This window comes from Protofrankia sp. CiP1_Cm_nod3 (assembly GCF_982290655.1).
On sequence record NZ_CEVIVD010000025.1, the window covers coordinates 7,295 to 25,263 of the forward strand.

The 17,969-nt window shown below is 71.9% G+C and carries 13 protein-coding genes; 4 read left to right on the top strand and 9 right to left on the bottom strand.

Going from position 1 to position 17,969, the window contains the following annotated elements; genetic code table 11:
* Positions 1–423 precede the first annotated feature (423 nt).
* Positions 424–732, top strand: a complete 309-nt coding sequence (locus AC5LUJ_RS07600) for a hypothetical protein (RefSeq protein WP_250286669.1) — start codon at positions 424–426, stop codon at positions 730–732.
* 314 nt (positions 733–1,046) lie between these two features.
* Here AC5LUJ_RS07600 and purH read toward each other — a convergent pair whose 3' ends face one another.
* The 7 genes from purH to AC5LUJ_RS07635 form a co-directional block, all read right to left on the bottom strand.
* Complete coding sequence (gene purH / locus AC5LUJ_RS07605; protein WP_250292509.1) at positions 1,047–2,723, bottom strand: bifunctional phosphoribosylaminoimidazolecarboxamide formyltransferase/IMP cyclohydrolase; 1,677 nt, start codon at positions 2,721–2,723, stop codon at positions 1,047–1,049.
* On the bottom strand, positions 2,720–3,295 hold the full coding sequence (gene purN, locus AC5LUJ_RS07610) for a phosphoribosylglycinamide formyltransferase (RefSeq protein ID WP_250286666.1): 576 nt from the start codon (positions 3,293–3,295) through the stop codon (positions 2,720–2,722). The genes purH and purN overlap by 4 nt, the downstream gene beginning before the upstream one ends.
* Before the next feature lie 151 nt (positions 3,296–3,446).
* Entirely contained in the window at positions 3,447–3,974 is a 528-nt protein-coding gene (locus AC5LUJ_RS07615; RefSeq protein ID WP_493464699.1) for a helix-turn-helix domain-containing protein, read from the bottom strand.
* A gap of 167 nt (positions 3,975–4,141) precedes the next feature.
* A complete protein-coding gene (locus AC5LUJ_RS07620) occupies positions 4,142–4,870 on the bottom strand; it encodes a hypothetical protein (protein WP_250287264.1) in 729 nt (242 codons plus the stop codon).
* A gap of 305 nt (positions 4,871–5,175) precedes the next feature.
* Complete coding sequence (gene sucD / locus AC5LUJ_RS07625) at positions 5,176–6,051, bottom strand: succinate--CoA ligase subunit alpha (RefSeq protein WP_250287266.1); 876 nt, start codon at positions 6,049–6,051, stop codon at positions 5,176–5,178.
* A 24-nt stretch (positions 6,052–6,075) separates the two neighbouring features.
* Positions 6,076–7,248, bottom strand: coding sequence for an ADP-forming succinate--CoA ligase subunit beta (gene sucC / locus AC5LUJ_RS07630; protein ID WP_250287268.1), 1,173 nt, complete (start codon positions 7,246–7,248; stop codon positions 6,076–6,078).
* Positions 7,249–8,251: 1,003 nt separating this feature from the next.
* Positions 8,252–8,692 (bottom strand): cobalamin B12-binding domain-containing protein, encoded by a 441-nt coding sequence (locus tag AC5LUJ_RS07635; protein WP_250287361.1) that lies wholly within the window; start codon positions 8,690–8,692, stop codon positions 8,252–8,254.
* Between the two features lie 656 nt (positions 8,693–9,348).
* On the opposite strand from AC5LUJ_RS07635, the gene AC5LUJ_RS07640 reads away from it, so the two are divergent.
* Both AC5LUJ_RS07640 and AC5LUJ_RS07645 read left to right on the top strand, forming a co-directional pair.
* Positions 9,349–10,422 (top strand): alpha/beta fold hydrolase, encoded by a 1,074-nt coding sequence (locus tag AC5LUJ_RS07640; RefSeq protein ID WP_493464700.1) that lies wholly within the window; start codon positions 9,349–9,351, stop codon positions 10,420–10,422.
* A gap of 308 nt (positions 10,423–10,730) precedes the next feature.
* A complete protein-coding gene (locus AC5LUJ_RS07645; protein WP_250287357.1) occupies positions 10,731–11,456 on the top strand; it encodes a M23 family metallopeptidase in 726 nt (241 codons plus the stop codon).
* Between the two features lie 232 nt (positions 11,457–11,688).
* Here the strand turns inward: AC5LUJ_RS07645 and pcrA are convergent, their stop codons facing one another.
* Entirely contained in the window at positions 11,689–14,193 is a 2,505-nt protein-coding gene (pcrA, locus tag AC5LUJ_RS07650) for a DNA helicase PcrA (RefSeq protein ID WP_493464701.1), read from the bottom strand.
* Between the two features lie 477 nt (positions 14,194–14,670).
* On the opposite strand from pcrA, the gene AC5LUJ_RS07655 reads away from it, so the two are divergent.
* On the top strand, positions 14,671–15,942 hold the full coding sequence (locus AC5LUJ_RS07655) for a threonine/serine dehydratase family protein (RefSeq protein WP_250286065.1): 1,272 nt from the start codon (positions 14,671–14,673) through the stop codon (positions 15,940–15,942).
* Between the two features lie 106 nt (positions 15,943–16,048).
* Here the strand turns inward: AC5LUJ_RS07655 and guaA are convergent, their stop codons facing one another.
* Entirely contained in the window at positions 16,049–17,590 is a 1,542-nt protein-coding gene (gene guaA, locus AC5LUJ_RS07660; protein ID WP_250286067.1) for a glutamine-hydrolyzing GMP synthase, read from the bottom strand.
* Positions 17,591–17,969: the final 379 nt, after the last annotated feature.

The window sequence follows — 17,969 nt, forward strand, 5'->3', positions numbered from 1 at the left end:
CCCCAACCACGCAGGGCAGTCTATGCCCACCGGGAAGGCGGCCTCCGGCCACGGCAGCCCACCGGCAAGGCGGCCCCACGGCCACGGCAGCCCACCCGGAAGACAGCCTCCAGACCGCGGTGGCCCTTGAAGGCGTTGGGACGGGCGTTCGGATGTGGTGCCGGTACGGCGACCCCGCGGTCACGTCGCGTCCCGGGAGCCGCCGAGACCTGCCGATCAGGCTGTCCCGTCCTGTCCGAGCAGGTCCAGGGCATTATCGATCTTCAGGTGGGCGGAGCGCCCAGTGCCGCGCCGGCAATCGCGAAAACTTACGATCATTCGTCGGATCGCAATTTTTTAGACCCCGGGTGAAGCCTCCACACGGGACTAGGGGACACTTCCGCCGCAACCACCGGAATGGGACCGGAGTGGAGGGAGTGGGCCGTGACAGACGAATCGCCACACAGCAAGAAGTTGCAGGAGCTGATGTTCCGGGCTTGGGAGACCTTCGGGGACGCCCGGCACCTGGACAACGACGACCGGGTGTTCGTCCAGGCTCTCGCGCGGCAGACGGCGGACAGGATCTCGGTCCTGTACGGCGCGAGCTGGCGGGAGGCCCTGGACTGGGTGGCGCAGCGTTACGTCCCCACCAACGACACACCCGGTGGGGCCATCCCGGCGTCCTCGAACGGCACTACCACGAGCACGTCGCGGCGTGGGGCGGCAGCGGCGGAGTCCGCGTCCATCTCATGAGGCGTCGGTGCCGTCCGGCCGCCACGCACGGACCCGGACGGCACCGACGACCAGGTACGCACGCCACAGGTACGCGCGTCACAGCGGCGGGCCGACGATGCCGTCGCCACCGAGACGCCGGCTGTGCGGCCGACGTCCGCCCGTGACCCCGACATCGACCCGGCCCCGCCGGCCGCCGCACCCTGGTCAGGACGCGGCGGATTCGGACATCGTTTCCGCTGAGCGCCATTTCCGCTGAGCACTGTCAGTAAGCACCGCGTCCACGGGCCCGAAGGCTCGGGACGCTTCTGGCGGCTACCGTCAGTGCGTGACTGTCAGTGCGTGAAGTGCCGGACGCCGGTGAAGTAGAGGGCGATCCCGGCGTCCCGCGCGGCCGCCACGACCTGCTCGTCGCGGACGGACCCGCCCGGCTCGACAACCGCGCGGACCCCGGCGCCGATGAGCACCTGCAGCCCGTCCGGGAAGGGGAAGAAGGCGTCGCTGGCGGCCACCGCCCCCTTCACACGGTCACCTCCGCGGGCCACCGCGAGCCGGGCGGCGTCCACCCGGTTCACCTGCCCCATGCCGACACCGACCGTGGCGCCGTCGGCGGCGACGAGGATCGCGTTCGACTTCACCGACCGGACGGCCTTCCAGGCGAAGGCGAGGTCAGCCAGGGTGCTCTCGTCCGCGGGCGAGCCGGCCTCCAGCGTCCAGCCCGAGGGGTCGTCACCGGCGGCGTCCAGCGCGTCGCGGGACTGCAGCAGCAGCCCGCCGGAGACCTGGCGTATCTGCACCCCGTGCGGGTGCGGCGGCAGGGGGCTCTCCAGCAGGCGGACCGAGGGCTTGCGGGCCAGGATCTCCACTGCCCCGTCGTCGTAGCCGGGTGCCACCACGACCTCGGTGAAGATCTCCGCGATCTGCCCGGCCAGGGCGACGCTGACCGGGCGGTTCGTCGCGATGACCCCGCCGAAGGCGGACACCGGGTCGCAGGCGTGCGCCTTGCGGTGCGCGTCGGCGATGTCACGGCCGATCGCCAGGCCGCAGGGGTTGGCATGCTTGATCACGGCTACGGCCGGTTCGCCGAAGTCGGCCACGGCGGAGCGGGCCGCCTCCGCGTCGGTGAAGTTGTTGAACGACATCGGCTTGCCGTGCAGCTGCCGGGCGTCGGCAAGCCCCGGCCCGTCGTTCTCGGCGACGTACAGCGCGGCCCGCTGGTGCGGGTTCTCGCCGTAGCGCAGCACCTCGGCGCGGCGCCACACCGCGGCGACCGTGTCCGGCCAGCCGGACTCCCGGGCGACCTGGTCGGGGGCGCCCACACTGGCGAACCAGGACGCGACCGCGACGTCGTAGGCGGCGGTGTGGGCGAAGGCGCGGGCGGCGAGCCGGCGGCGGGCGGCCAGGTCGAAACCACCGGCCCGGATCGCAGCGACCAGCTCCGGGTAGTCCGCCGGGGAGACCACCACGGCCACGGTGTGATGGTTCTTCGCGGCGGCCCGGATCATCGCCGGGCCGCCGATGTCGATCTGCTCGATCACCTCGTCCTCGGGGGCACCGCCGGCCACCGTCTCCCGGAAGGGATAGAGGTTGGACACGACGAGGTCGAACGGCTCGATGTCGAGCTCGGCGAGCGTCTCGGCGTGCTCGACGTTGCGCAGGTCGGCGAGCAGACCGGCGTGCACCCGCGGGTGCAGCGTCTTCACCCGCCCGCCGAGGATCTCGGGGAACCCGGTGAGGGTGCTGATCGGCGTGACGGCCAGGCCGTGCCGGGCGAGGACCTGCGCGGTCGAACCGGTGGAGACGATCTCTACCTCGGCCTCGGCGAACACGGCCGCCAGCTCGGCCAGACCGGTCTTGTCGTAGACGCTGACCAGCACCCGCCGGATGGGGCGCCGCCCCGTCGCGACCAGTTCGCCGCCACCGGACGAGGCCGCGTCGATGGGCGGGGAATCCTGCGCTCCCGCCACCGGCTCGTCGGCCGAGGACTCCCGCGGGACCTGTGCGGATGTCATGTCCCCTCCTCCGACCGGACGATCCGGCCGATCGTCTGTACGTACAGGACGCGCTCCACCGCCTGGATGCGGCTACGCAGGGTCTCTTCCGTGTCGGACGCTTCCACGCCCACCGTCGCCTGCGCAAGGATCGGCCCGGTATCGACGCCTTCGTCGACCCAGTGGACCGTGACACCACTGACCTTCACCCCGTGCGCGAGTGCGTCCCGGATGGCGTGGGCGCCGGGGAAGGCGGGCAGCAGCGACGGGTGGGTGTTCACCGTGCGGAAACGTCCGATGACCCGCTTTCCGAGAATCTTCATGTAGCCGGCGAGCACCAGCAGATCCGGATCATAAGCGGCGATCCGCTCCGCCGTGGCCTCGTCGAACGCCTCCCGGCGCGGGAAATCCTCAAGACGGACGGTGAAGACCGGGGTACCGGCGGCCACCGCCCGGTCCTGCGCGCCGGTGCCGAAGCGGTCCGTGCCCACGGCAACGACCTCGGCGCCGAAGGATGGATCCCGGCAGGCGTCCAATACGGCCTGCAAGGTGGTGCCCACCCCGGAGGCGAGAACAACCAGTCGAGCGGACACGGGACTCTCCGGAGAAGCAGGTGGCCGGCAACGCGCCGTCGAAGCCGACGGCACAGCCAGCGGCCAGGGACCGTTCCGCTCCGACTGTACTGACGTCAGGCGGCCTGTGCGCATCCGCCGGGAACGGCGTTGATCAGGACATAGCCCCTGCTCAGACGGGATGACGGGAGGCCCGGCAGGCCGGGTGGCCGACGCGCGGGCCGCAGTCGCCGGCCGGCGCCGCCGGCCCGGCGCGGTGTTCGCGCGGGACGGGGACCAGCCGGCCGGGGCGCGCCGGGGCGGCCGCGGGCCCGCACACGGTCCCGCGGCCTCGCGGGACCTCGTCGCGGCCCGTGTCGAGACGGCCGAAGTCGTCCCCGTCGAGAAGGTCGCCAGGACGGCACAGGTACAGCTCGGCCAGCCGGTGGAGCGTCCGGGTCGACGGGGCCCGGCCGCCGCGGGCGGGCCAGACCTCCCAGTAGGAGAAGGACTTGCCCGTCTTCGGCGCGTCGTCGCCGGGCCAGCGGGCGTTCCAGCGCCGGGCCGCCTCCTCCTGCGTCCAGCCGTGGGCGAGCCGGAAGGCGACCCGGGCGTTGAGCCGGTACCGGCGCTGCCATTCCAGGGCGATCCGCCGGTAGGACCACCCGAGCGCTCGCAGACGCCTGGACTCGGCCCGCAGCCGCGCGGTGCTGACAGCCATGACGACCTCCCCGTTGGCGAACATATGTTCGAATCATAGAGGAGGGGTCGGACATTTCCGGACGTGACGGGGAGTCGGCCCGGCTGTGGGGCCGGGCATCCGCCAGGAGGGCCCGTGCCCGGCCAGGCCGTGCCGGCCGGGCGCGGGAAGCCAAGCCCGGGTGGGCCCTACCGGCCGGGCTGGCCGTGGGGCGGCTGGCCCTCGCCGGGCTGCGGGGGCTGGCCGCCGTAGGAGCCCGGCTGGCCGTAGCCGCCGTAGGCCTGCTGCCCGTGCCCACCGGCCTGCGGCGGCTGACCGTAGCCGGCCTGCGGCGGCTGGCCGTAGCCGCCCGGCTGCCCGTACCCACCGGCCTGGGGTGGCTGGCCGTAGGAGCCCGGCTGGCCGTACCCGCCCGAGAGGGGCTGGCCGTACGCGTCGTACCCGGGGGCGGGAGGTATCGGGTTCGGCGGGCGGTCCCGGTGGCCGCCGCGTGGCAGCGTGTGCCCGCCGGCGACAGCGGTCAGGACGGTGAAGACCGTGATGGCGATGGACGCGACGAACCCGAGCCACAGCCCGAACGCCCGGTCGGTCTCGTGGTATCCCAGCGCCAGCTTGAAGAAGATCAGGACCGTGCCGAGGCCCGCGACACCCGCGAGGATCAGAGCCCAGTCAACGCCGACCGCCGGCAGCTGGACGCGGGTGAAGAGCCGCACCGCCACCAGCGCGGCGGCGAGCAGCCCGAGTTCGACACCACCATAGGCGAGGAAACCGACGCCCCACGCGTTCTCCCCGCTGCTGGCCCCGCTGAACACCCTGACGGAGAACCAGTTGAATAACGACGCGATGAACAGGACGACGCCGGCAACCAGGACGCCAAGGTCGTTGTTCGGTATGTCTCGGCCGGCTACACGTGTCACGGGACGACCCCACTTCAGCGATCAGCGGTGACCTGACGGACTCATCCCTGACACCGTAGCTCCTGTCCGCCGGAACGACACGATCATGTCCGGGAAAGGACCCTGGAAACGTCCACGGCACCGGGCCGCCCGCCACCGGCAACGCACGGGGTACACAAAAAACAACCGGGCGTGGCCGACCGTCGGAAACGACTCGCCACACCCGGTCCGGAAACGGTGCCACCGCGACGGGCCCGCCGTCATGCGGCGCCGGAAACGACAGCCGGTGGGGACGGGATCCCGCGCGGGGCGGGTTCCGCGAGCGGCTACAGGGAGCGCACGACGTCGGCCATGAGCCGGGCGGTCTCGGACGGGGTCTTGCCGACCCGCACCCCGGCCTTCTCCAGGGCCTCCTTCTTGGCGAGCGCCGTCCCGGACGACCCGGACACGATCGCCCCGGCGTGGCCCATCGTCTTGCCCTCCGGCGCGGTGAAGCCCGCGACGTAGCCGACGACCGGCTTGGTGACGTGCTCCTCGATGTAGGCGGCGGCCCGCTCCTCGGCGTCACCACCGATCTCACCGATCATCACGATCGCGTCGGTGTCGGGGTCGGCCTCGAACGCGGCGAGCGCGTCGATGTGGGTGGTGCCGATGACCGGGTCACCGCCGATGCCCACAGCGGTGGAGAAGCCGAAGTCACGCAGCTCGTACATCATCTGGTAGGTCAGGGTGCCGCTCTTGCTGACCAGGCCGATGCGGCCCTGCGGGGTGATGTCGGCCGGGATGATGCCCGCGTTCGACCGGCCCGGGCTGATGATGCCCGGGCAGTTCGGCCCGATGATCCGCGTGCCGTTGCCCTTGGACTTCGCGTACGCCCAGAACTCGGTGGTGTCGTGTACCGGCACGCCCTCGGTGATGACCACCACGAGCGGGATGCCCGCGTCGATCGCCTCGATGGCGGCCGCCTTGGTCCCGGCCGGCGGGACGTACACCACCGAGACGTTGGCGCCGGTCTTCTCGATCGTCTCGGCCACCGTCGCGAAGACCGGCACACCCTCGACCTCGGTGCCCGCCTTCTTCGGGTTGGTGCCGCCGACGATCTTCGAGCCGGCGCGCAGCATCCGGGCGGTGTGCTTGCGCCCCTCGGAGCCGGTGATGCCCTGAACCAGGATCTTGGACGTCTCGTCCAGCCAGATTGCCATTGTCGGAAGCCTCTTCCCGTCCGCTCAGGCCGCGGCCGCGGCCGCGGCGAGCTCGGCGGCGAGCCGCGCCGCGCCGTCCATGGTGTCCACCGGCTTGACCACGTCGAGGTTGGCCTCGCGGAGGATCCGCCGGCCCTCCTCGGCGTTGTTGCCGTCGAGCCGCACGACCAGCGGGGTGGTGATGTCACCGACGATCTTCAGCGCCTGCACGATGCCGTTGGCCACGGCGTCACAGGCGGTGATCCCGCCGAAGATGTTCACGAACACGCTCTTGACCGCCGGGTCGCTCAGAATGATCGACAGACCGTCCGCCATCACCTCCGCGGACGCCCCGCCGCCGATGTCGAGGAAGTTGGCCGGGCGCTGCCCGCCGAACTCCTCACCGGCGTATGTCACCACGTCGAGGGTCGACATGACCAGACCGGCACCATTACCGATGATGCCGACCTGCCCGGAGAGCTTGACGTAGTTGAGGTCCTTCTCCTTGGCCCGCTGCTCCAGCGGGTCCACCGCGGCTACGTCCACGAACGCGGCGTGGCCGGGGTGGCGGAAGGAGGCGTTCTCGTCCAGGCTGACCTTGCCGTCCAGCGCGACCACGCGGCCGTCGCCGGTGAGGATCAGCGGGTTGACCTCCACCAGGGTGGCGTCGGCGCGGACGAAGACCTCCCACAGCTTCACCAGCAGCTCGGTGGCACCGTCGAGGGCGGCCTCCGGCAGCTTCGCCGCCACCGCGATCTGGCGGGCGACGGTGGCGTCGACCCCGACCAGCGGGTCGATCGGGATGCGGGCGAGCGCCTCCGGCTTGGTCGCGGCGACCTCCTCGATCTCCACCCCGCCCTCGCGGGAGCACATGGCGAGGAAGGTCCGGTTCGCCCGGTCGAGCAGGAAGGAGGCGTAGTACTCCTCGGCGATGTCGCTCGCCTGCTCCACGAGGACCGCGTGGACCGTGTGGCCCTTGATGTCCATCCCGAGGATTGCCGATGCCTTGGCGGTGGCGTCGTCCGGGCCGTCGGCGACCTTCACGCCACCGGCCTTGCCGCGGCCGCCGGTCTTGACCTGCGCTTTGACGACGACACGCCCACCAAGATCAGTTGCGATGCCGCGTGCCTCGTCGGGGGTCGTGGCGACCTTGCCGCTGGGCACAGGCACGCCGTGGTCGGCGAACAGCTTCTTCGCCTGATACTCGAAGAGATCCACAGTCCGTCCAGTCGGATATGAGATCGGTGGTCAGGGCCGAACGTTCGTAAGTTCGAAGAAAAGGGAAGCCGGCCCGAGCCTACTGAAGACGCCCGTCCCGGTGGAGACTGCTCCTGCCGCGGCGGCCGGTCTCGTATGCCCGGAGCCAGCCACCATCATCACCCGGATCCGGTGCCGGACGCCTGCTTTTGTGGTGGTCGACACCGCGATCACAGTGATCGCAATACCCACTATTCCGATCGAACCCGGCACGATCTCGGCGCCCGCTACGGCGACGGCCGCGTTACCTCGCTCACTGCACACCCGGATCCGGCCACAAGCCGTACACCGCCGGCCGGGCCGGAACGGCGGAACAACTACCGGCACCTGTGACACCCGATGTCACAACAACGGCGGATGGACGGCGGCGGACAAACAACGGTCACAACCATCTCCACATGCCCACATGCCCGCATCTGCGCATGCCCGGCGGACCGGTGACGAGAACACGGCCGGCGGATACGGCCAGTCGGCGGAACTGCTGGACGGAACTGCTGGACGGGGCCGGCCGACGGAGCCGGCGGGCACGGCTGGTACGACGTGCCGGCGCCTCGCCCGGCCCGGCTGGGACGGACACGACGACGGGCCAGCCTCGTGGCGTCCCGGATGCCTGCCCGGCCGCCGGGGCCCACACCCCTGGGGCCTCGCGCACCCATGGGGACCCTCGGGCCCGCCCTGTGAACGATCTCTCGAACTCCCGGCCCAGGTGGATCCACGCACCTATGCGGACCTCGGCGCCGACGTACGCCGCCCGGCCGGCCGGGCGGAGCCCGGTCGCGGCCCGTGCGCCCGAGCGGCCTTCCGTCCCGGGCCGTCCGCCTGCCCGCGACCGGCGACCGGCCCTCGGCAGGCAACCGGCCCTCGGCGGGCGGCCCCGGCCACTCGAGCGGGCCGGCAAGCCGGCGGCCCGGGAGGCGGAAACCGGTGGCCCCGGAAGGCACCCGGGAAGGCGCCCGGAAGACTCTCAGCCCGCGGAAACCGCCCTGGGACCGGGCGTGTGGGCCGCGGCCACACTCGACCGGATCCATTCGACGATTTCGCCCGTGGTCGCTCCGGGCGTGAATATCTCGGCGACACCGAGTGCCTTCAGCTGCGGAATGTCAGCATCCGGTATGATCCCGCCACCGGTCACCACGATGTCGGTGGCGCCGCGCTCCCGCAGCAAATCCATCAGGCGCGCGAAAAGGGTCATGTGCGCGCCCGAGAGCACCGACAGGCCGATACAGTCTGCGTCCTCCTGGATAGCGGTCTCGACAATCTGCTCGGGCGTCTGGTGCAGACCGGTGTAGACGACCTCCATGCCCGCGTCCCGCAGTGCCCGCGCAATAACCTTGGCGCCGCGGTCGTGGCCGTCAAGACCAGGTTTGGCGACCACCACCCGGATACGTTCACCGGTTCCGCTCACGCGGCCTCCTTGCGTTTCCTGACACCATCCGGCCGGGACGTCGCCTCCCTGACGCGGTGCCCCGTACATGGCGTTCCGTGGCCCGATCTCTCCGTAGACCCTAGCCGGACGCACCGGCGGAAGCACGCTGTTGCCCGACGGGATCACAGCCGCCGCCGTACCGGCCGGCGGTCACGGCGAGAAACCAACAGTCGACATCCACCCGCTTTTTTTATACTCTCAGTAATGGTAGACGTCATGGCGGTTCCCAGCGGATGCCTCCCGGGCCGCGCTACGGCCCGTCTGGCGCGCACCGGCCGGGCCATCCCCGGTGGATGCCGGCCGGCTGGGCGCCGCCCGCGCGGTCGACGGCCTACCGGGCCAGGCCTGGCCGGCCGCGGCATCCGGGCAACGTCCGGGGGCTTCGTGCCTGCGAGTATCGTGCCGTTCCCGGGTCCTTCCCCGCGCGGGAGACCCGGACCCACGGCCGCGCGAGCAGGCCGATGATCGCGTTGCCTTCGGCCGGCCAGTTCGTGCGGCCAGCTGGTTCTTCGGACAACTGTCCGAGCACGGACGGGAGCAGGGCAATCGGAAAGCGTCAACTGGGGCCGGCGGGGGCGGCGGCAGGCAGAGCCACCAGATCGGTGAGCGCATCCGTGGCCCGTCGCGGCACACGCGTGACCCGCGGCCTGCTTGAGACACCGGGGGCGATCCGCGGCATGGCCACGGAGGCCACCTGGCTGGCGACCCATATCGCCTTTTACCCGATCGGGGCCGTCTCGGAACGGCTACGCGAACCGGCCGACCGCTACACCCTCGACGGCCTCTCCCCGCTGCGGCGCGGGCTGCTCGTCGGCGACATCGAAGCCGCGGGCACACCGATCCTGCTGGTCCATGGCCTGATCGACAACAGGTCGATCTTCACTCGGCTGCGCCGGTCGCTGCGCCGGCGAGGCTTCGGACGGGTCGCCACCGTGAACCTGCCGCTGTTCACCGCGGACGTCCCGACGGCGGCCCGCAAGCTGGCCGCGGTGGTCGAGACGATGTGCGAGCAGACGGGCTACCCGCGCATACACATCGTCGGGCACTCCCTCGGCGGCCTGGTCGCCCGCTACTACGTGCAGAAACTCGACGGCGACGCCCGTGTGCACACCCTGGTGACGCTGGGCACACCGCACGAGGGCACCCGCCTGGCCCGGCTGCTGCCCCCGATGGTGCCGTACACCCTGCTGCGCCAGCTCGTCCCGGGCTCGGACGTGGTCCGCGAGCTGGCCGAGCCCGCGCCGAACTGCCGGACCCGGTTCGTGGCCTTCTCCGGGGACCTGGACACGATCATCCGTCCGACCGAGGCGGCGCTCATCCGCCATCCGGACCTGACCGTCCGTAACCTGCGGGTTCCCGGCGTCGGCCACCACTCGCTGCCGTTCAACATCGACGTCGTCCATCGGATCGCGACCACGCTCGCGCATCTGGACGACGTCGAGTACACCGCCCCGGCCAGCGGACGCACCGGCCCTGACACCGGACGCACCGGCCTCGGCGGCGAGGAGGGGCCGGCGGAGGCAGGAGTGGAGATGGTGGCAGAGGCCGAGATGGCGGCAGGAGCCGAGATGGCGGCAGGAGCCGAGGCGGAGGTGCCGGCTACGGCCCCGAGATCCCTGCGTGATGCTCGTCCCGACCGCGCGTCATGGGCGGACGGCCGTCCAGCGGCCGGCGACTTCCAAGATGATCGAAATCTTCGTCACTCATAATGATGAAAAGGCAATAATTACACCGCTTCATACGTCGCGCCCACCGTGGGTGGGGGTGGTGCTAAAGCCCGTTTTGGGACGGTGTAGCGTTCAACCCGGTTTGCAGGCTTTTTCTCCTGCCGTGCCACGACATGCCGTGCCGTAACACGCCGTGACAGGGCATGCCGGGGCGCGGCAGAAGTTCTGTCGAGCAACGGGAGCGTGAGTTCGGGTTGTCGCAGCCCCCAGCCCGTAACTCAGGGCGGCATCGCGGTCAGGGCAGGGCCACGGGCCACGGCGGCCCGTCCGGTTCCGCCCGCCGGGCGGCCTTGGCAGCGCAGATCCGCCGTACCGGCATCGCCACCGCCGTGGTCTCCACCCTCGGCATCGTTATGATCAACACAACCGGTATCGCGCACTCCGAGCCGGTGGTCATTCCCGGCCTGCGCACCGCCGGGACGGTCGCCGACCCCGCGTCCGGCGGCGTGGCGGACGCCGCCACCGACAGGCTGAGCGACCCCGCCCTGCTCGGGCAGCAACGCGACGACGCCGCGCGACGCCAGGCCCAGGCCGACCGTGTCGACCGGGACGAGGCGCTGGCCCAGCTGTCCATCCTGCTCCTCCAGCAGCGGACCACGGCCACGGAGAGCGCGCGCCAGCAGGAGGAACTGCGCTGGGTCAGCCCGATACAGGCCAGGCTCACCCAGCATTTCGGCGGCGCGAACGGCCACCCCGGTATCGACCTCGGCGCGCCGATGGGGACCCCGGTCGTCGCCGCCCACGGCGGCATCATCATCTACGCGGGGTGGGAGTCCGGCTACGGCAACTTCGTCCAGATCCAGCACGCGAACAACGTGGTCACCTGCTACGCCCACCTGTCCCGGATCAGCGTCCGGGTCGGCCAGCAGGTCGCCACCGGCCAGCAGGTGGGCCTGGAGGGGTCGACCGGCTTCTCCACCGGGCCGCACCTGCACTTCGAGGTCCGGCTGGGCGGCCAGAACGGCACCAAGATCGACCCGCTCGCGTGGCTCGCCAGGCACAACGTCTCCTACTGACCGCCACCGTTCTCCCAGCATCGGCTACCAGCCTTCGACCAGCAGTTACCGGCCTTCAACCAGCGGCTACCGCCGGCCGCTCTTCCACCGGCCGTGCCGTGCCGTGCCGATGCCACCAACGTCCGGCGGGCATCGGTAACGGATAGCCGGCCATCAGGCAGCGGCAGCGGCAGCGGATGTCAGTACGGGCCAGCCGCCCGTCGGGCCTGCCGAACGCGGGTGCGCGGGACGCTCACAGCTTCTCGACGGGGGCATAGCGCAGGAGCAGGCGTTTGGTCCCGGTTCCCTCGCCGAAGTCGATGCTCACCTCGCGGTTGTCCCCCGCGCCGGCCACCGCGACGACCTGACCGAGCCCGAAGGTGTCGTGGTTGACCCGGTCCCCCAGGGACAGGTCGGGAATCGGGCGGGGGGCCGGCGCGGGCCGGCGCCCCGGCAGCCCGCCGACCCGCGCGCCGGACGGCCCCGCGGGCGCCGAGCCCCACGCGCTCGTCCGCGGGTGGGCGGCGGCCGACGCCGGCTGGGTGTTCCCCTGCCAGCCGACCAGCTCGGCCGGTACCTCCTCGAGGAACCGCGACGGCGGGTTGTACGCCGGCTGGCCCCAGGCGCTGCGGACCTCCGCCCGGGTCAGGTACAGCCGGACACGCGCCCGGGTGATGCCGACGTAGGCGAGCCTGCGTTCCTCCTCGAGCTCGGTGGAGTCGCCGAGCGTGCGCAGGTGCGGGAAGACACCGTCCTCCAGCCCGGTGAGGAAGACCACCGGGAACTCCAGCCCCTTGGCGCTGTGCAGCGTCATCAGGGTGACGGCCCCGGCGGCACCGCCCGCGCCGTCCGCGCCGCCCTCGCCATCCTCGGGGCCGGGCACCTGGTCGGCGTCGGCGACCAGGGAGACCTGCTCGAGGAAGTCCGCGAGCGAGCCCTGCGGGAACTGCTCGCTGAACTCCCGGGCGACGTTGGCCAGCTCCTGGAGGTTCTCCGCCCGCCCCTCGGCCTCGAGGGCGTCCGCGGCGGCCAGTTCGGTGAGGTAACCGGTCCGCTCCAGCACCGTCTCCAGCGCCGCGACCGGGCCGTCGGCCACGGCCGTGCGCAGCTCGGCGAGCAGAGCGGCGAAACCACGGACCGCGTTCGCCGACCGGGCGGCCAGGCCCGGGACCTCGTCCACCCGGTTCAGGGCGTCGGCGAAGGGGACGCGCTCGCGTTCGGCGAAGGCGGCGAGCATCGCCTCGGCCCGCTCGCCGATCCCCCGCCTGGGCACGTTGAGGATGCGCCGCAGGTTCACCGTGTCCGCCGGGTTCACCAGTACCCGCAGGTAGGCGAGCAGGTCCCGGACCTCACGGCGCTCGTAGAAGCGCACCCCGCCGATCACCCGGTAGGGCAGGCCGACCCGGATGAAGATCTCTTCAAAGACCCGGCTCTGGGCGTTGGTGCGGTAGAAGACGGCGACCTCGCCGGGACGCGCCAGCTCGGCGTCGGAGAGCCGGTCGACCTCGGCGGCGACGAAGGCGGCCTCGCCGTGCTCGCTGTCCGCGACATAGCCGACGATCTTCTCGCCGTCCCCGGCGTCCGACCACAGCCGCTTGGGCTTGCGCCGGGCGTTACGGGCTATCACCGCGTTCGCCGCGGACAGGATCGTCTGCGTGGACCGGTAGTTCTGCTCCAGCAGGATCACGGTGGCGTCGGGGTAGTCCTGCTCGAACTCGACGATGTTGCGGATGTTCGCGCCCCGGAAGGCGTAGATCGACTGGTCGGCGTCGCCGACCACGCACAGCTCGGCCGGCCCCACCGCGGGCCCGTCGGCGTCGGCGTCGGAGCCCGGCGGCACCGGAGCCGGCCGTACCGGCTCGCCGTCGACGGTCAGCCGGGGCGCCTGCCCCACCAGTTCCCGCACCAGGACGTACTGGGCGTGGTTGGTGTCCTGGTACTCGTCGATGAGGACGTGCCGGAACCGGCGTCGGTAGTGCTCGGCGACGTCCGGGAACGCCTGCAGCAGGTTCACCGTCGTCATGATCAGGTCGTCGAAGTCGAACGCGTTCGACTCGGCCAGCCGGCGCTGGTAGAGCCCGTAGACCTCGGCGACGGCACGTTCGGCATGGCCGGTCGCCCGGCTCATGGCGGTCTCCCAGTCGACCAGCTCGTTCTTCAGGTTGCTGATCCCGGTGGCGAGCGCGCGCGCCGGGTAGCGCTTCGGGTCGATGTCCAGGTCGCGCGCGACCAGCGTGACCAGGCGCTGGGCATCCGCCGCGTCGTAGATCGAGAAGCTGCTGGTGAACCCGATGCGCTTGGCGTGCGACCGCAGGATGCGCACGCAGGCGGAATGAAAGGTGCTCACCCACATCGCCCGGGTGCGGGTGCCGACGAGCGCGGCGACCCGCTCCTTCATCTCGTTCGCGGCCTTGTTGGTGAACGTGATCGCCAGGATCTCGCCGGCCCGGGCCCCGCGGGCGGCGAGCAGGTAGGCGATCCGGTTCGCCAGCACCCGCGTCTTGCCGGAGCCCGCGCCCGCGACGACGAGCAGCGGCGAGCCCGTGTGGACGACCGCCGCCCGCTGCTGCGGGTTCAGGCCGTCGAGCAGCGCGTCGGGAGCGAGCCGGGGCGTGGCGGGACGAGCGCCCGGCACACCCGGAGCCGTTGGCGACGCCGGCTCGTCCCGGTCGTCAGCGACGTCGTCGAAGCCGGGGTACGGGCCGAAGCCCGGGTACGGGCCGAAGTCGGGGTACGGGCCACCGGGAAGCGCGCTCATAGGGTTCCGATCATACGTTCGACGCCCGGCTCGTCCGACGGCGGTACATGGTTCTCACCCTACGAGGCCCCGGTGCGCGTCACGACCCGGCGTCCCGGTTCAGGCTGTCACACCCACACCACGCCGTGCTGTGGCTCGGCGACCCACAGCACGGTTCACGCTACAGCCCGCTTCATAGTGCGCACCACCGGTAGCCGCCGTCCCGCCACCGGGTGTGACGGGCGTCTGGCACGCGGGCGGGCCGGCGGGTTTGACGACCACCAGCGCCCAAGAGCAAAATAAAAAGGTGCCGCAGCACATTATGATCATTAATTAGGCGCGCGACCTTGCTCTCGCGGACGGGCTTTTCAGCCCGACGTGCTTTCGGAGCGACACCGACGGGTCCGCGCGCCTCGCCCTCCTGCCAGTTCGGCGGGGGGCTTTTTTTGTTGCCGCGGTCACGTCGGAGGTGGCCGCCGAGCTACCGGGAGCACGACGATGCGCCAACCGACCGAGAACCCGACACGTACCACCGGCGGGAGAACAGAGAGCACCGGAGAGACCTCCGGCAGGACGAGCGGGACCGACGCCGCTGGTAGCGCCGCTGGTACGGCACGCGCCACCGGGGAGACAGGCCGCGCCGGTACGGACGACACCGACGTCCCACCCAGATCCGGCGCGCCCGCGGCGTCCACGGACGGCGCCGACGGCGCTAACGGCACGCGGGCCCTCGAGACCATGAACCGCGGCACGACGAACCGCGGCACGACGAACCGAGACACGGTGGCCGTCGACCGCGACACGATCGACGTCGCCACAGCCGCGGTCGTCCTCGCGCCGGTGCTCCGGCGGACCAGGGTCACGCCCAGCGCTCACCTGTCCCGGCTGACCGGCGTGCCGGTGTGGCTGAAGTGCGAGAATGAACAACGCACCGCGTCGTTCAAGCTACGCGGCGCCTTCGCCCGGATCGCGCTCGCCGACCCCGCCGTCCGGGCCAGGGGGGTGGTCGCCGCCAGCGCCGGCAACCACGCCCAGGGCGTCGCGTACGCGGCGGCCCACTTCGGCGTCCCAGCCACGATCTTCGTCCCGGCCGGTGCGAGCCCGGTCAAGGTCGCGCGCACCCGCCGCCTCGGCGCGCGGGTCGAGCACGTCCATGGCGGGATCGACGCCGCCCTGCTGGCCGCCGAGTCCACCGCGCGCGGGCACGGCGGGCTGCTGGTGCATCCCTTCGACGATCCGGTCGTGATCGCCGGGCAGGGCACGATCGGGCTCGAGCTCACCGAGCAGGTCCCCGGCCTGCGGACCGTCCTGGTGGGTATCGGTGGCGGCGGCCTGATCAGCGGGATAGCGGCGGCGATCAGACAGCGGCGGCGCGACGTGCGGGTGATCGGCGTCCAGGCCGCGGGCGCGCCCGCCTTCGCCCTGTCCTGGCGCGCCGGCCGGCCGGTGTGCGTCCCGGCGGCCACCATCGCCGACGGCATAGCCGTGCGGACCCCGGGCAGCCTGACCCTGGCGCTCGCCACCGCCCTGGTGGACGATGTGATCACGGTCGACGAGGACGCGCTGTGGGAGGCGATGGCGGCGCTGCTGCGCGCCGACGGCCAGACGGTGGAGCCCGCCGGGGCCGCGGGGACGGCGGCGCTGCTGCGTCACCCCGAGCTCGCGCAGGGCCCGACCGCGGTGGTCCTCTCCGGCGGCAACATCGACCCGGTCACCGCCGGCCGTGTCCGCGCTCTGGCCGCCGGGCCCCTGCGCATCCCCGCCGCGTGACGTCCGGCCGCACCGCTCTTCTTTGCCGCACCGCATCTTCTTTTCCTTTTCTTTCTTCCCTGCGTACGCCGGGTGCGCCGGGTGCGCCGGGCCGCCGCGGCCCGGGTCACTCCCACTCGATGGTGCCGGGAGGCTTCGAGGTGATGTCGTACACCACCCGGTTGACCTGCTCGACCTCGTTGACCACCCGGTTCGAGATGCGTTCGAGCAGGTCGTAGGGCAGCCGGGCCCAGTCGGCGGTCATCGCGTCCTCGCTGGTGACCGCGCGCAGCACGACCGGATGCCCGTAGGTGCGCTCGTCCCCCTGGACCCCCACCGAGCGGACGTCCGCCAGCAGTACCGCGAACACCTGCCAGATCTCGCGGTCCAGCCCGGCCCGGCGGATCTCCCCGCGGACGATCGCGTCCGCGGCCCGCAGCGTCGCCAGCCGCTGCGGGGTGACCTCACCGATGATCCGGACAGCCAGGCCAGGCCCCGGGAAGGGCTGCCGCCAGACGATCTCCTCCGGCAGCCCGAGTTCCTCGCCGAGCCGGCGCACCTCGTCCTTGAACAGGGTGCGCAACGGCTCCACCAGGGAGAACTGCAGATCCTCGGGGAGCCCGCCGACGTTGTGATGCGATTTGATCTTCGCCGCGGTCGGCGAGCCGGACTCGATGACGTCCGGATACAAGGTGCCCTGCACCAGGAACTCGATCCGGGAGCCCTCCGCCTCGGCCTGAGCCTCCAGCTCGCGGGCGGCGGCCTCGAACACCCGGATGAACTCCCGTCCGATTATCTTGCGCTTACGCTCCGGGTCGCTGACGCCGGCGAGCGCCGCGGCGAACCGGTCGGCGGCCTTGACGTGCACCAGTTCGACCCCGGTCGAGGCGACGAAGTCCTTCTCCACCTGCTCCGCCTCGCCCGCGCGCAGCAGGCCGTGATCGACGAACACGCAGGTCAGCCTGTCGCCCACGGCGCGGTGGACGACCGCCGCGGCCACCGCCGAGTCCACCCCGCCGGACAGCCCGCAGATCGCGCGCGCGTCGCCGAGCTGGGCCCGGACCGCCGCGACCGCCTCGTCCGCGATGTTGACCATCGTCCAGTTGGGCCGGCAGCCGGCGCCGGCGAACAGGAAACGCCGCAGGACGTCCAGGCCGCGGTCGCTGTGCACCACCTCCGGGTGGAACTGCACGCCGAACAGCCCGCGCGCGACGTCCTCGAAGGCCGCGACCGGGGTCGACGGCGTCGACGCGGTGACCACGAACCCCGGCGGCGCCGCCGTCACCGAGTCGCCGTGGGACATCCACACCTGCTGGGTGGTGGGCAGGTCCGCGAACAGGACACCGCCGGCGGTGACGGTCAGGCGGGTCGCGCCGTACTCCGCGACGCCCGTGCGGGCCACCGTCCCGGCCAGCGCGTGCGCCATCACCTGGTGGCCGTAGCAGATGCCCAGCACCGGCACCCCGGCACGGAAGAGCGCGGGGTCCACCTCCGGGGCGCCCGGCGAGTAGACCGACTTCGGCCCGCCCGAGAGGATCACCGCGGCGGGACGCCGGGCGAGGATCTCCGCGACCGAGATGTCCCAGGGCACGATCTCCGAGTAGACGTGGCACTCCCGCACCCGCCTGGCGATGAGCTGGGCGTACTGAGCGCCGAAGTCGACGACCAGAACCGTGTCGTGAGCCGGGCGGGAGACTCCGGACGCGTCGGTGGCCGCGGACGCGTCGGTGGCCGGGGACGCGAGGCCGGGGGCGGCCGGCGCGTCGTCCCCTCGGCCGTTGCCGGTCGGGCCCGCGGCCGGTGTCGAGGCGGCCGGCTTCGAGATGGCGGTGTCCACGACGCCAAGCCTACGGAGAAGACGCCAGGCCCACCGAGGGCCAGGATCGCGAAGAACGGCCAGGCCGGCCGAGAAGGCGGCAGACCCGTGAAGGACGGACGCGACGCCCGGCGCGGCAGCCGGAAAAGCACCTGCGCGACAGCGCAACCGGCGGCCCAGCCGTCCAGGCCTCGTCCAGGCCTCGTCCAGGCCTCGGGCAGGCCTCGGGCAG